The organism is Paenibacillus sp. FSL H3-0469 (assembly GCF_038051945.1).
In the GTDB taxonomy this organism is placed as follows: Bacteria; Bacillota; Bacilli; order Paenibacillales; family Paenibacillaceae; genus Paenibacillus_AQ.
In genome coordinates this window covers 5,729,281-5,743,357 of record NZ_CP150302.1, presented here as the reverse complement: position 1 = coordinate 5,743,357, position 14,077 = coordinate 5,729,281, and the positions used below count along the sequence as shown (strand labels likewise).

The 14,077-nt window shown below is 52.6% G+C and carries 17 protein-coding genes; all 17 read right to left on the bottom strand.

Annotation, left to right across the window (positions count from 1 at the left end):
* Positions 1-24: 24 nt before the first annotated feature.
* The 17 genes from NSS83_RS25165 to NSS83_RS25085 all read right to left on the bottom strand — a co-directional run bounded on the left by NSS83_RS25165 (position 25) and on the right by NSS83_RS25085 (position 14,013).
* Entirely contained in the window at positions 25-405 is a 381-nt protein-coding gene (locus tag NSS83_RS25165; protein WP_341187126.1) for a hypothetical protein, read from the bottom strand.
* A 19-nt stretch (positions 406-424) separates the two neighbouring features.
* Entirely contained in the window at positions 425-802 is a 378-nt protein-coding gene (locus tag NSS83_RS25160; RefSeq protein WP_341187125.1) for a hypothetical protein, read from the bottom strand.
* Positions 780-1,106 carry a hypothetical protein gene (locus NSS83_RS25155; protein ID WP_341187124.1) on the bottom strand — a complete coding sequence of 109 codons (327 nt, stop codon included), beginning with the start codon at positions 1,104-1,106 and terminating at the stop codon, positions 780-782. The genes NSS83_RS25160 and NSS83_RS25155 overlap by 23 nt, the downstream gene beginning before the upstream one ends.
* Entirely contained in the window at positions 1,107-1,661 is a 555-nt protein-coding gene (locus NSS83_RS25150) for an RNA polymerase sigma factor (RefSeq protein ID WP_341187123.1), read from the bottom strand.
* Positions 1,662-1,739: 78 nt separating this feature from the next.
* A complete protein-coding gene (locus NSS83_RS25145) occupies positions 1,740-2,858 on the bottom strand; it encodes a hypothetical protein (RefSeq protein ID WP_341187122.1) in 1,119 nt (372 codons plus the stop codon).
* The gene (locus NSS83_RS25140; protein WP_341187121.1) at positions 2,821-4,122 is read right to left on the bottom strand and encodes a hypothetical protein; all 1,302 of its coding nucleotides are present in this window, start codon (positions 4,120-4,122) and stop codon (positions 2,821-2,823) included. The genes NSS83_RS25145 and NSS83_RS25140 overlap by 38 nt, the downstream gene beginning before the upstream one ends.
* Positions 4,123-4,227: 105 nt before the next feature.
* Positions 4,228-4,416, bottom strand: coding sequence for a hypothetical protein (locus NSS83_RS25135; RefSeq protein WP_341346751.1), 189 nt, complete (start codon positions 4,414-4,416; stop codon positions 4,228-4,230).
* A 35-nt stretch (positions 4,417-4,451) separates the two neighbouring features.
* Positions 4,452-4,601 (bottom strand): hypothetical protein, encoded by a 150-nt coding sequence (locus NSS83_RS25130; RefSeq protein ID WP_341187119.1) that lies wholly within the window; start codon positions 4,599-4,601, stop codon positions 4,452-4,454.
* Between the two features lie 39 nt (positions 4,602-4,640).
* Entirely contained in the window at positions 4,641-4,829 is a 189-nt protein-coding gene (locus tag NSS83_RS25125; RefSeq protein ID WP_341187118.1) for a hypothetical protein, read from the bottom strand.
* 31 nt (positions 4,830-4,860) lie between these two features.
* Positions 4,861-6,246, bottom strand: coding sequence for a radical SAM protein (locus NSS83_RS25120; protein ID WP_341187117.1), 1,386 nt, complete (start codon positions 6,244-6,246; stop codon positions 4,861-4,863).
* Between the two features lie 35 nt (positions 6,247-6,281).
* On the bottom strand, positions 6,282-6,695 hold the full coding sequence (gene fabZ / locus NSS83_RS25115; RefSeq protein WP_341187116.1) for a 3-hydroxyacyl-ACP dehydratase FabZ: 414 nt from the start codon (positions 6,693-6,695) through the stop codon (positions 6,282-6,284).
* 11 nt (positions 6,696-6,706) lie between these two features.
* Positions 6,707-7,444 (bottom strand): SDR family NAD(P)-dependent oxidoreductase, encoded by a 738-nt coding sequence (locus tag NSS83_RS25110; protein WP_341187115.1) that lies wholly within the window; start codon positions 7,442-7,444, stop codon positions 6,707-6,709.
* Positions 7,441-9,882: a beta-ketoacyl-[acyl-carrier-protein] synthase family protein gene (locus NSS83_RS25105; protein ID WP_341187114.1), complete on the bottom strand. Its 2,442-nt coding sequence runs from the start codon at positions 9,880-9,882 to the stop codon at positions 7,441-7,443. Before NSS83_RS25105 ends, NSS83_RS25110 begins: the two co-directional genes overlap by 4 nt.
* The gene (locus NSS83_RS25100) at positions 9,879-10,142 is read right to left on the bottom strand and encodes a phosphopantetheine-binding protein (RefSeq protein WP_341187113.1); all 264 of its coding nucleotides are present in this window, start codon (positions 10,140-10,142) and stop codon (positions 9,879-9,881) included. The genes NSS83_RS25105 and NSS83_RS25100 overlap by 4 nt, the downstream gene beginning before the upstream one ends.
* Before the next feature lie 258 nt (positions 10,143-10,400).
* On the bottom strand, positions 10,401-11,294 hold the full coding sequence (nikC, locus tag NSS83_RS25095; RefSeq protein ID WP_341346750.1) for a nickel transporter permease: 894 nt from the start codon (positions 11,292-11,294) through the stop codon (positions 10,401-10,403).
* Between the two features lie 12 nt (positions 11,295-11,306).
* A complete protein-coding gene (locus NSS83_RS25090; RefSeq protein WP_341187111.1) occupies positions 11,307-12,311 on the bottom strand; it encodes an ABC transporter permease in 1,005 nt (334 codons plus the stop codon).
* 25 nt (positions 12,312-12,336) lie between these two features.
* Positions 12,337-14,013, bottom strand: coding sequence for an ABC transporter substrate-binding protein (locus NSS83_RS25085; RefSeq protein WP_341346749.1), 1,677 nt, complete (start codon positions 14,011-14,013; stop codon positions 12,337-12,339).
* Between the last annotated feature and the right edge of the window lie 64 nt (positions 14,014-14,077).

The following is a 14,077-nucleotide window of genomic DNA, read 5'->3' as shown; positions in this document are numbered from 1 at the left end:
TCCCACACATCCCCTTGCAGATCGTTATTCAACTTTAAATGTAACCTCGAAGCTTCCTTTGGTATCATCGCCCTTGACTTCAATCCGGTATTTCCCGTCCTTGTCAGCCTCTACCTTCTCCGTTCCTGACTCATTAGTTCCTAGCTCCTTGAGCACCTCATTGTCAGGCCCATACAACTTCATGGACAACTCGCCCTTTTCCACCTTGGAATTGTAATCCATGCTGAGCGTTTCACCTCTTTTGAGCTTAACCTTCTTCTCTTCCGTACCTGTAAACAGCTTGTAGGATGCGCTTAATTTGCTCTTGGTGCTCGAGCCGGCGAACATCATTCTTTTGTCGCAGGCTGTCAGCAGTAAAGGCACCATGGCGATCAAGATCCCCAGCGTTATCCATTTCTTATTCATATTCTTAACACTCCCCGGTTTAGATTAGATGCCCGCAGTGCGGACAACGGATACCCTCAACGCTTGAGTCAGCGGTTATTGAATTGCGCGGCTGCTTCCTGGCCAGCAGGTACAGGATCAGGCCGATGAAGTTGGGGATATAGATTACCGCTGTCATCCACAGCCAGGCATTCATCCTCCGCCGGGACGCATCCTTGTATATAAATACAGCAATCAGAGCATTGAGGCTGAGGAACAGCAAGGCCAGCAGGCTCATTACAATCAGCCAGGTCTGATTCTCCTCCAGAAAGTCACCCATATAGGGGCTGATACCTACTCCGAGTGCAATGCAGCTTAGCAGGACGATGGCCGTAAGCCCCCAGAATACGAACTTCTCAACGGTGAAGTGAATTCTCATAAGCTCCCGCTCCCTCCCTGCCTCCTGTCATACGGTACAATAACAGGGCGGCTGCAACCATTCCCGCCAGGACGAATAGCAGCAACAGGCAGAGGATCCAGGGCTGCGCCGCCGGACCTGTCAGGAAGAATCCTGCCATCAAAATGAATACCAGCCATTGCAGCGCCATTAGTCCGGCGATGATGCCCATCCTCCCGCGACCCTGTATCCGCCGGAGGGTGCTTAAGACCAGCCGGGGCGAAGGGGTGAGCGGGGTATGGAAATATTCCTTCAGCAGCCGTTCATTGTCTCCGGGCTCCTTCAATTAATTCATCTCCTTCATTAGACTGTGCAGCAACTTCTTGCCTTGATTCAATCTGGATTTGACAGTCCCCACCGGCACACCCAGCACTTCTGCAATTCCTTCATAGCTGAACTCTTCGTAGTAGTACAGCACCAGGGGGGCCAGATAACGAGCGGGCAAGCCGCGCAGACACTCTTCCAGCTGCCGGTGCTCCTCGCTCCGCAGCAGGTTCTCCTCTGCGGAAGGCTCAGGGTCTCTGAGCTGAACCAGTTCTGCATCGGAAGACAGCCAATTCCAGAGTGCGTATACGCTTTTCCACTTCCGGTAGTGGTCGCGGTACAGATTGAAGGCCACCTGGAACAGCCAGGGCTTGAATGGACGCTCCGCATTATATTTCTCCAGCTTACGGATTACCCGCACCCATACTTCCTGGAACAGATCCTCGGCATCCTGCCGGTTCAGTGTCAGATGGCGGCAGAACCGGTACAGATCATCCCTGTATCTGGCAATGAGCTGCTCAAGATGCTGCGGCTGACCTGACTTGCATCCTTCAACGAGCTGTTGGTCTGTCATCATCTGTTCTCCGCCCGCCCTTTCAACCTACATTACGAAGCAATCTGGATATTGTTCGGAAATTCACAAATAAATTCCTATTCATTGCAAAATATTCTTCAGCCGGGTAAACAGCAACTGTTCCCTCTCCTTAATCTGCCTGAATAACGCTATGACTTCACCCAGGTAAGCAACTGGATCTTGAGTACGGAACTTTACATTATAGAGCTGTCTCATAACGCTGCGCCAAAGCCCGCCTGCCTCAATAAATTCCTGGCCCAGCTCATGGAACGCCTGAGGATCAAACAGGCTGGCGACCTTCTGCAGGCTGCTGCCGAACTCTACTCTGTTGCACGTATAGCTGCCCATCTCAAGATTGCCCCTGAGAATCAGGAAGATGACCACAAACTGTTTGGCGTTGAAGCTATCTGTCTCGGCAAGCTCTGCGGCATGCTGCTCCATCTCTGCAATAAGCCTGGCCAGGCCTGAAACTCCCTGCACGCCATCTGTAATCTCCGCACCGCCACCCAGGTCCTCCATCGTCCCGTTCCCGAGCATACGCTCACATGTATCCTGTAGGGCCTTCTTCAGCAACAGCGGGTATTCAGTCCTGAACCATTCCCGGTACGCTGCATCTATATTCAGCTCATAACAGATTCCTTCGGGTGAGGAGGGAATCGTTACATGATGCCGTGAACCCAGAAATTCAGGCAGGGATGTCACCAGCACCTCTGACTGCTGGTCCGTCTGGTGGAGCACAATATAGGCTTCTTCCTGTTCGGTGTCATAACCGGTAAATACAGTCATTGAAGGGTTATAAAGCTGACCCAGGATGCTTCCTCCTCCTGCTGGCCCGCTGGTTATGTATCTGCTGTCAAACATAATGAGCAGAGGGGTGTCCCGGTCCGTGAATTCCTTGATGGTCTCCCATCCCCCCGTATCATTGGCAATATGGTACTTCTGCCGGGGAAGGGAGATGCGGTTCATGAATTCTTCCTCCAGACAGGGCACAGAGCTGCCCGCGAACCAGAATTTCACCCCCGCGAGCTCCTGCAGCGCAAGATGGCCGAACTGGAATCCCGCACCGCCTGATAAGAGGAAGATCGGTGCGGAATCCAGTATAATTCCATAATATCTCAGAATCTCCCGGAAGGATGTGATCCGGCAATCCAGCATCTCCCGCTCAGGAATGCTCTGAAACCCGCTGATCTGTTTTCTCACGCCGGAACCTCCTCTGGATAGCGTATGCAACAGGACGAATCAGCTTGCCTCCGAATCCGTAAGCCATTCTCCCCACAAAAAATAAAGAAATCAAATAAACAAAATTATTGAAGATATTCCGGAATACCTGTGTTATTGCGCTCCATATCGATAGATTTTTGTAGTCCACCATCACGATAGCCCGCAATTTATCCAGATGGGAGAGCACCGTGTAAGCCATAGAGAAGATCCAATAGAAGAAAAAGATCATGAACAAGGAGCTGCTGGCCACATAAATATAAAAGAATATCTTTTCTTTTTGGCCGATAGGAAGGTTGAATTTCACCTCTTCCGTACGGCGGAACAATCCTTTGAGCTTGCTCGCCAGGAACTTCTTCATCTGCTCCTGAAGATTGGGGATTCCCGTTAAATCGGACAGAATCCAATACCCGTCCAGCTTGATGAACGGGTTCAGGTTAAGCACTGTCTCTACTGATAACACAATGGCACACACCATTAAGTAGGGATTCGAGAACATCCACCCGGCAGCATAGACCACGAGCAGCACCAGTGAATGAAAATAGATGCCGCCAATATCCACTATCACCCGCTGCCGCCGGGACAGTCTCCATACCTTGGTGACATCCGAATAGAACACGGGCATAACGTAATAGATTCCGAATCCGATGTTGCCGGGTGCAATCTTGTAGTGCATGGCCGCACTGGCATGACCCAGCTCATGGAACAACGTGACCAGCAGCCCTGTACCCAGAAGGTATAGAAAGCCTTGGCCGTTGGTGTTCAGTACAGCCTGATAGGTTCCGGGATGCAGCAAATAAGACAACAGCCATAACTGCGAGATCAGCCCGAGGCCCGCAAGATAGACGAATATTTTGGGATTGTACAGCACTCCAAGAAACCGGAATTTCCCTACGAGACCCGCCTTCATTAGCGTTCCCCGCAGCCACAAGCTCTGGTTCAGCGATTTCTTGGGAGCATCTGTATTCTCTGAACCTTCAAGCACACCCTTCTTCCATAGAAGCTCATGTATAATATAATGGACGGACTCGGGTTCGATCCGCGGTCCGCCCGTCTTATTCATCTGACTACAAATCTCCTCCACGTTATTCCTGCCGTTCACGAGAGAGACTACACTATAGACAAGCTCCGATATCTGCCATTGCCGTGAACCATAGCTGAGCAGATAGCTTGCACTGATCATGCTGGAATCGAATTGTTCGACCGTCACTTCCTGCTTAAGCTTGGGGACAAGCTGCTGATTCATAATATCACTACCTTCTCAGGAAATAGCTCTTCGTATTAGCGGAACAGGTAGACAGGCCGGGAGAGAATATCCCGACCTGTCTTGTTCATGGTGTTATGTAGCCTATTAGATACCCAGGAAACATACCCCTCCGCCTAAACCTAAATATCCTGCACAAGCCACAGGCAGACAAACGGTACCTGCATCTCCTCCGCAAGCATGGAAGAAGCAGACCATTTCCGGTCTTTCCTCCAGCTCCATCATCATCTCATCCAGCTCGTTCACCCGAATTTCCTTGTTCAAAGATTGAATCATTTTCCCACCACACTTTCATCGTCTAGTTAGATGCATTAGAAATTAACTCCACAAGCTGAAGCGTTTCCGCTGCAAGCATTGCCTGCACAGCTCATTTCTGCTCTTTCAGATAATTCTTCGAATAATAAGTCCATTTGTTCATCAATCTCAATGCTTTGATTCACAGATTGGATGCTTTTTTCCATTGTTCTCACCTCCTTTACGTAATAATAGGGGCTAGCGCCTTACAGATTCACATCACAGAAGGAAACATTGCCCATACACGACCCTCCACCTGGCGTGGTGCTTACGATCGTACAATGGTTGCTGGAGCAGGACATTTCGGTCCGTTCGGACAATTCCTGGAACAGAATATCCATTTTCTCATTGAAACTGACATTCTTGTTTAGTGATTGAACAGTCTCTGTCTGCATACTTTTCACCTCCTTTCGGAAGAGGGCATGTCTATACCTGTGCCGGTTCCTTAAGGATTTTGCTATATAGTCCCGCAACTACTTCATCAAAAATCAGTTTGAAATTCTCGCAGTATGCCGTGTAATGATCTTTATTGGTAATGTTGGCATGTGCTCCGCAGCCGCCGCCGCAGAACAGAGCATATTGACAGGCTGCGCACTCTTCAATCTTGTCGGCCGTCCGTCCCCGCCAGAAGGCAGAGCGTTCATTCAGCTCAAAGCGCGATTGCTCCAGGTTGACCACACCAATGCTCTCTTTACGGTCGCCCAAAACATCCCAGCAGGGATAGATGTCTCCATAGGGATCAATAGTGAACATCCCGGTGGTGGCTCCGCAATACCCCGCCCTAAGCGGAGCATACCCTTCGCTCTTGAACATGCTGCCCAGGGTGCGGGTCAGATTGCTGTAGATACTATTGAAGGAGAAGCCTTCGACACCGCCGTATATAGAATTCAGCCGCTCCATCAGCTCTACATCCGTAATGGCCTCCGCAGGCTCTTCATAGCATTTATGCGTCGATTTGAAGTAGTAGCTGAAATTCGGATATTCCGTCCAGCCTTTGTCCTGATATATCTTCATCAGTCCTTCGAGCTGGGCGATATTGCGCTTGTTGACATTGGAGCGGACGGCCACATGAATTCCCTGCTTCAGCGCCATGGTGATATTCTCCACGATCCGGGCAAAGGTCGGCTGGCCTCCGGCGAGGTATCTCCTGCTGTCATGCGTTGCTTCTTCGCCATCCAGAGTGATCTGGATCGAATTGATCCCATCCTTGGTAAGCAGGTCCTGATAATGCTTCAGATCATGGCCGTTGGTCACAGCGAACAGCGTAATCCCCCGTTCTTTGCACAATTCTACGATTTGCTTCACGATGGGGTAGCTTGTCCGCAGCAACGGCTCCCCGCCAAACAAGGTAACCTGGCCAATCTGATAGCCCTCTTCCCGATACTTGTCAATCTGAACGAAGACTGCGGCGAGCGTCTCAGCGTCCATGGAACGCTGCAGATAATCTTTACCTTTATCGAATAATTTCTTCTCAAAACAATACTCGCAGCGGAAATTGCAATTATACGTGGGGATTAACGTAACCGATATCACCTTGGAGCTTGCCCGGTGCAGCGCTTCCGAAATTCTGCCCAGTGTCTGCCGCTCCTCCTCTTCGGTCTTCGTGGTGAGGTAGCCCCGCTGTTCCAGTACTTGTCTGTCTCCGGCTGTGATCTCGCACAGCAGTTCCTCCTCCGTAGCACTGCTGCGCAGTGCCTGGTGGATCGACTCGTTCACAATATCGAATGCCCCGGAATACCCGTGTACTAACATGAATCTGTCCTTGTCCTCCGTTAATGGAATGGAAATGGTGTAATTGCTGACTCTGTACATAATGCGCCTCCGCTCTTAATAGTGGTTATGGATAGTTATATGAATGAAAATACGAGAATACCGTTTGTTGCCTTCCGGCCTTCAACAAAGCCTTCTACGCTAAACTTAGCCAATGACGGTGTGCCTGACAGGAGCCGGGCCTCCAGTTCCAGGCGGTCTCCCGGAACAACAGGCTTCAGGAACTTCATCAGCTCCACCTTGATCAGTACGGGGAGCTTATCCGGCTGTTCATCCGCTCTGCCCATGACAACGGCACAGAGCTGAGCCGCCGCTTCCATAATTAAGGCACCGGGCATGATCGGCTGGCGGGGAAAATGCCCGCTGAAGAATGGCTCATTCATGCTGATATTCTTCACAGCCTTGGCGTACACTCCCTCTTCCAACTCCAGAAGCTTGTCCAGGAACAGGAACGGGGGCCGCTGCTCAAGCAATGAATAGATCTCGTTCATCCCGCTCCCCCTCATCCGATCTCCAGCCCGCCGTCTACCAGCATGACTTGTCCAGTAATATAATTTGCCTTGTCGCTGCTCAGGAAGCAGACAAGATTGGCGACATCTTCCGGCTTCCCGAAGGTACGGGCAGGAATCAGCTTCAGGTATTCCTCCTGCTTAGCCGCCGGGAGCGCAGATACCATATCCGTCTCAATGAATCCTGGAGCCACTGCATTCACCTGAATGTTAAAACGCGCCAGCTCCTTGGCGAGCACCCTTGTATAAGCATTGACTGCCCCCTTAGTAGCACTGTATAGAGACTGCCCGGTTAACCCTTTGAAGGCGCTCACCGAGGATAAGTTGATGATTTTCCCCCGCTTATTCCGCACCATCAGAAGGGCAGCCTGTTTGCAGCAGTACATGCACCCCTTAAGATTCGTATCAATGGACCGCTCTATCTGCTGGTCGCTGATCATCATGCCGAGTGTGCTGTCCGAGATCCCTGCATTATTGATTAGTACATCCATGGTCCCAAAAGCTGCTACCGTCTCCTCAAACAGCCGCTTCACCTGAATGCTCCGTGAGACATCCGCCTGGACAGCTATCGCCCGGACTCCATAGCTGTGTATGGTATCCACAACCTCAAGCGCCCGTTCCTGATTCTCATGGTAGTTCACCACAACATCCAGACCGGCCCGGGCCAGCCCCAGTGCACATGCTTTGCCTATCCCTCTTGATCCGCCTGTTACCACAGCTACCTGCCTCATGATTGCGCTCCTCTCCGGTCCGGGACTTGCTCTAGTACGATGGCACTGAAGCCGCCCCCGAACGAAAAGCTGGTGACCAGAATGGTATTGAATCCCTTACTGCTCCCGGAAGAATCCATACCCGAAGGCTGAAGGCTCCCTCTCTGGGGTACAGGACGTTCTCCGCTGTGCAAGAGCATGGCAGCATGTGCAGCCTGCACCGCGCTGATCCCTGCCCGCCCTTCACCTAACCGGTTCTTGATGGCATATACCGGTATATCCTCTGCCCTGCTGCCGAACACACGCTCATAGCTGCGCAGCTCCATCCTGTCGATGGCAGAATCCCCATTCGCGAAGCCTACGATCGCATCAATGTCTTCCGGAGACAGGCCCGCCATGGCTGTCGCTTGCAGAACGGCGAGATCGAGGGCTGTGCCTTCGGGATCAATCTTCCCGGGGGCACAGAATTGGTAAGAGCGTCCATACCCTGTGATCTCGGCATACAAGGGAGCCCCTCGGGAGAGGGCATGATCCTCAGATTCAAGGGCAAGTACCGCTGCACCCTCCGTCAGCGAGAATCCGTTGCCGGTGAAGCCGTACGGCTTGGACAGTGCTGACTCCCCGTGCCGGTCAAGTGCTTGCAGCGTATCGTAAAGCAGCTGCGCCGTATCTGAATATTCGTCCACTCCGGCCGCGAGCACCACCCGATGTCTCCGGGTTCTGACCATCTCGAAGCTGTCGCAGACCGCATCCAGGCCGGAGGCAATTCCATTGCTTACCGTCATGTTGCAGCCTTGAATCTGCTGGTTGATCGACAGTTGGGCGGCGGCGGCATTGTAGACGGTATTGGGAAACAACATCGGACTTCCTGCCTGGACGCCCTTGGCCAGCAATTGCTCCAGGAAGCCGCGGATTTCGCCCGCCGGCCCGTCCGAAGTGCCTACAATCAGTCCGGTATCCTGTGCCTGCTGTTCATCCATCTCCAGGCCTGAATCCCGAATGGCACCGAGGCCAGAGAACAATAGCAGCTTGGATAACCTGTCCATTCTTCGGGTATATGCCGGAGAGATGCCTTCAGCAGCTAAGTGGGAGTCTGGTACGAGACCACCGGTAGCCTCCTTACCCGTAGCCCTCTCTTTGTCCGCATCATTCATATTCTTCCAATAGGCTGCAATATCTCCGCCCTCAGAAGTGAGGAGTCCGATTCCTGTTATGTAGACTCTTTGTTCATTAAATGTTCTTATACCGTTGTTATATGAATTTTTACCAAAAATCAGGCTTGCATTATTTCCTCCAAATGCAAAAGAGTTCGACATCGCATATTCAAAGCTTCCATGCTGGGCTGTATCCGGTACAAAGTTGAACCGGGATTGCTTGTTGCTGCCGCTTGAATGAATAGTAGGAGGAAGCTGCTGATGTTCAAGGGCTTGAATCGTAATCACGGCTTCTAAAGCTCCCGCTGCTCCAAGACAATGTCCTATCATGGATTTGGTGGAGCTTACGGCAATCTCCTCAGGAGCAAAGACCGCCTCCAGGGCCTTCTGCTCGGCAGCATCATTCAGCGGCGTTCCTGTTCCATGAGCGTTGAGATAACCTATCTCTGCGCTGGTAAGCCCGGCCTCTTCTAGTGCAAGACGAATGGCGGCAATCTGCCCTTCACCGTCAGGGCGCGGAGCTGTAATATGGTAGGCATCAGAGGTAATGCCGTAGCCCAGCACCTCTGCCAGTATCTTGGCGCCGCGGCCGGTCGCATGATCCCTGGACTCGATAACCAGAACACCGGCCCCTTCGCCAAGTGAGATTCCTTCGCTTCTGCTGAAGGGAGAGCACGGAGAGGCATCCAGGGCCTTAAGGGCGTAGAAGCCGCCGAACTGGAGCTTGGCAAAGGCGTCTGCTCCTCCGGCAATAACCAGATCAGCCTGACCGTAACGGATCAGATTACAGGCATAAGCGATACTCATAGCTCCTGCCGCACAAGCATTGGCAATGTTGGTTACAGAACCCCGCAGGCTGTAATGTCCGGCAATATGCCCGGCTGTAGCGTGTATAGGAATATTAAGCACATCATAAGGGGATAACCGTTTCCCGCTCCGCAGCCTTGTCAACATGCGCTCTGCACTGCTCGGCCCGCCTGTACAGCTTCCCATCACGACACTTATACGCTGTCTGTCCATCCTGCTGAAATCCGCGCCGGAGTGAGTCACCGCTTCTTCAGCAGCCTTGAGGCATAGTAATGAAGTCCTGTCCATTCTCCGGTATTCCCGTCCATTTCCCGCTAATGGAATGACTTCTTCGGCCTCGCCGTACCATCCCGGGATATCCCGGCCCAGCTTCTCAGGCGAAATTAGCCGGATGCCGTTCTGTCCTTGTATGCTGTTATTCCAGAATATCTCTGCATCCGCCCCGTTCGCACAAATGGCCCCCAGTCCGGTAACTACACATTGCTTCCCGGTTCTCACAGTGTAGCCGCCAGGGAAGATGTAATATATTCACTTAATGTATTCAGATTTCTGAAGAGCGGGGTATGCTCCGCGTTAAGCTCAATCCCGTAATCCTCATGAATTGCTGCTATTAATTCCAAAGAATCGACAGAATCCAAGCCCAGTCCGCTGTTGAACAATTCCATCTCAGGATCAATCTCTGAGGGCTGCATCGGAAGGCGCAGCTTCATTACTAGAATAGCCTGGAGATTAGCAATTACTTCTTCCTGCAATTTCATTATGTACTCTCCCTTTCTCTAAACATCCTGCATCAATAGACTTAGTGATATTTTTCACATTTTTAAATAAAAGGGTTAATATTCCATTTGATGAATCTATCATAAACCGATTTTAGGGTTTAATCCATTACTTTTTTTGAATTTTTTAGTCGAATAATGTAGATATGAACAAAAAGACTTTATTTAGATAAAGATCACTTCTCACACCAAAAAACCAACCCGCCTCCCTTGGCCGGATTGGTTCCTGGTACATCCGCTTTAGTTCTTCATCCGCGGGTCCAGCACATCCCGCAGGCCGTCGCCCATCAGGTTGAAGCCGAGGACGGTCAGCATGATGGACAGGCCCGGGAAGACTACGGTCCAGGGGGCCTTCTGGATAAACTGCCGGGAATCGGAGAGCATCTTGCCCCACTCCGGGTCCGGCGGCTGGGCGCCCAGTCCAAGGAAGCCCAGCGCAGCGGCTTCAATGATGGCTGTAGCGATTCCAAGGGTGCCTTGGACAATGATCGGCGTCAGGCTGTTTGGCAGAATATGGCTGAACAGAATCCGCCCGTTCTTCATCCCGATCGCCCTGGCCGCCGTAATGTACTCCTCGGACTTCAAGCTCAGCACCTTGGCCCGGACCAGCCGCCCATAAGTCGGAATGTTGACGATGGCAATTGCGTAGAGCGCATTCTGCAAGGAAGGCCCCAGAATAGCTACAATAGCGATGGCAAGCAGAATACTCGGAAAAGCCAGCAAAATGTCAAACAGACGGGAGATCATCATATCCATCCATTTGCCGTAGTATCCGGCGAGCATGCCCAGTGCGGTGCCGACAATGATCGAGCCGATTACGGAGAAAAATCCTACCCAGAGTGAAATCCGTGCCCCATAGATCACCCGGGTGAACAGATCCCGTCCCAGATCATCCGTACCGAACCAATGCTCCGCCGACGGCGGCTTCAGGCGGTTCACCAATTGCTGGGCCTTGAAATCATACGGGGCGATCCACGGCGCAAGCAGCGCAATCAGTACAAAGAACAGGATAATGCCAAGCCCGGCCATGGCCGTCTTGTTCTTGCGGAAGGCCTTCCACGCATCGCGCCAGGGGCCGGAGGCTTGATCCGCCGGAGCCTTAGGAGGTGAAGCCTTTAGTGCTGCCTGTCCCATAGCTGCTCCCCCTCACTTGTAATTGATGCGCGGATCGATAGCGGCATACAGCAGATCCACCAGCAGATTGATGACCACAAAGATAAAAGCGATAATCAGAATCCCCGTCTGAATCACCGGATAATCCCGCGAGCTGATCGCTTCAAAGATATAACGCCCTACCCCGGGCCAGGCGAAAATCGTCTCGGTCAGCACCGCCCCTCCGAGCAGCGCCCCTGTCTGCAGGCCAATTACCGTCAGCACCGGAATCAGTGCATTCTTCAGCGCATGCTTATAGACCACGAGGAACTGCGACATCCCCTTAGCCTTGGCTGTACGGATGTAATCGGAATTCATTACCTCCAGCATACTGGAGCGGGTCATCCGAGCAATGACCGCCATCGGAATCGTGCCAAGCGCAATACTCGGCAGAATGAGATGCTTAATGACCGTCCATAGCTGGTCCCACTGCCCAGCCAGAATGGTATCCAGCACATACAGGTTGGTTATCGTCTCTACCGGATTGCGCTGGTCCATCCTGCCGATGGACGGCAGCCAATGGAGCTTCAGGGCGAAGAGCAGCTGCTCCATCAGCCCCAGCCAGAAGATCGGCATCGATACCCCAATGAGCGCGATGATCATAGCCGTATAATCGAACCAGGAATTCTGCCTCCAGGCGCTGAGGATACCGGCGTTCACTCCAACGAAGGTTGCGAACAGCATACTGGCAGCCGTCAGCTCCAGCGTAGCGGCCAGATACGGTACGATTTCTTTGGCAATCGGCGTTTTGGTGCGGATTGAAGTCCCCAGGTCACCCTGCACCAAGTCACCCATGTAGTTAAAATATTGCTGCAGCCAGGGCTTATCGAGGCCAAGCTGGTTACGCAGCGCCTGCTTGGATTGCTCCGTCGCCTTCTGGCCGAGAATCGTCTCGGCCGGATCACCCGGAATGGCATGGATGATGGAGAAGACGATCAGGGTCATGCCGATCAGCACCGGGAACAGCACCATCACACGTTTTATGAGGTAAGAGTTCAATTCCGTTCACCTTCCAAAGGTGTATTTATTCAAAATAAATCTCACTGTAATACTCTGTACCTGTCGGTCCGGGAACAAAGCCCTTCAGATTGGCCTTGCCGGCCAGCAGCGGTGTGGTATGAACCAGCGGAATCCATGGCGCATCGGCTTTGATTATCTCTTGAGCCTGCTTGTACAGCTCGGTGCGTTTGCCCTGGTCTGTCTCCTTCTGGGCGCCGGTCAGGAGCGTATGCAATTCTTCATTCACATAAAAGGCACGGTTATTGCCGGGAATAGCATCCTTGTCCAGCAGGGTGTACAGGAAGTTGTCCGGGTCGCCGTTGTCGCCGGTCCAGCCGAGCATGAAGATATCATCCTTCTCCCCGGCCTTAGTGTCATCGAGATAAGTGGCCCATTCCGGGGACTCGATCACGGTCTTGACCCCGATCTTCTCCCACTCCGCCTGAATCGCTTCGGCTACCTTCTTGCCGTCAGGCATATAAGGACGGGATACAGGCATCGCGTACAGGGTCACCGGGTCAGGCAGTCCGTCAGGATAGCCCGCTTCGGCCAGCAAAGCTTTGGCTTTGTCCAGATCATACTCATAGTCCTTCACGCTGTCGTTATAGCCCCACAGGGAAGGCGGCATAGGATTGACCGCAGCCTGAGCCTGGCCGGCGAAGAATGCATCGATAATCTCCTGCTTGTTGACCGCATGGCTGAGTGCCTGTCTGACCTTCACATTGTCAAACGGCTTCTTCTTGAAGTTGAAGCCGAGGTACGCCACATTGAAAGGCGGGCGCTCAATCTTGGTCAGAGCACTGTTGCTCTCCAGCGTGGACAAGTCGTCCGGGCTCAGGTCTTCCATCAGGTCGATTTCCCCGTTTTGCAGCGCCGTGAAGCGGGCCGAGTTGTCCGGGATCGAGCGCACGATGACTTTGTTCAGCTTGGGAAGCCCTTCCTTCCAGTAGGCAGTATTCTTATCCAGCGTGATGGAATCGTTGCGCTTCCACTCCTTGAACACGAACGGGCCCGTCCCTACCGGCTCATTCTTGAAATTCTCCTTCTTCTCCTTGATCGCAGCAGGACTGGCAATCCCGAAGGTGGTCATGGCGATATTCTGCAGGAACGGCGCCTGCGGCTGGTTCAGTACAAATTGAACCGTCGACTCATCCACCGCCTTCACTTCCTTGATCACCCGCGACCCGTCCGGGCCGAACATGGAGTCATAGTAGTCGAAAGAATCACCTTCGAATTTGTATTCACTGGCCGGATCACTCCAGCGCTGGAAGTTGAACACAACGGCCTCGGCGTTGAAATCGGTTCCGTCATGAAACTTCACGCCGGGATGCAGCTTGAAGGTATAGCTCAGCCCGTCCGGCGTTACTTCCCAGCTATCGGCAAGGGAGGCCTGGACTTCGGAGGTGCCCGGCTTATATTCGAGCAGCGAATCGAAGACCTGATGGGCAATCTTCAGCGACTCCCCGTCCGTCACAATCGCCGGGTCAAGGGAAGCCGAGTCGCCCCCGCGCCCCAGAATCAGGGTATCCTGCGCTGTCCCGGATGTCTCAGGTAGGCTTGCCGGAGCATTCGTTGCCGCCGTATTCCCTCCGGTATTTCCTGTGTTGCCTGCGTTGCCTGTGTTGTTCCCTCCGCCGCAGCCGCTGAGCGCGAGCCCCGCGCCAAGCATCAGTACCAATGCGAGATTACCCCATTTCTTCATCTCCAGAAAGCTCCCTTCTTTCATTGAAATATCAAAGTGTTTATATAGAGCGGTGCAGGTAGCA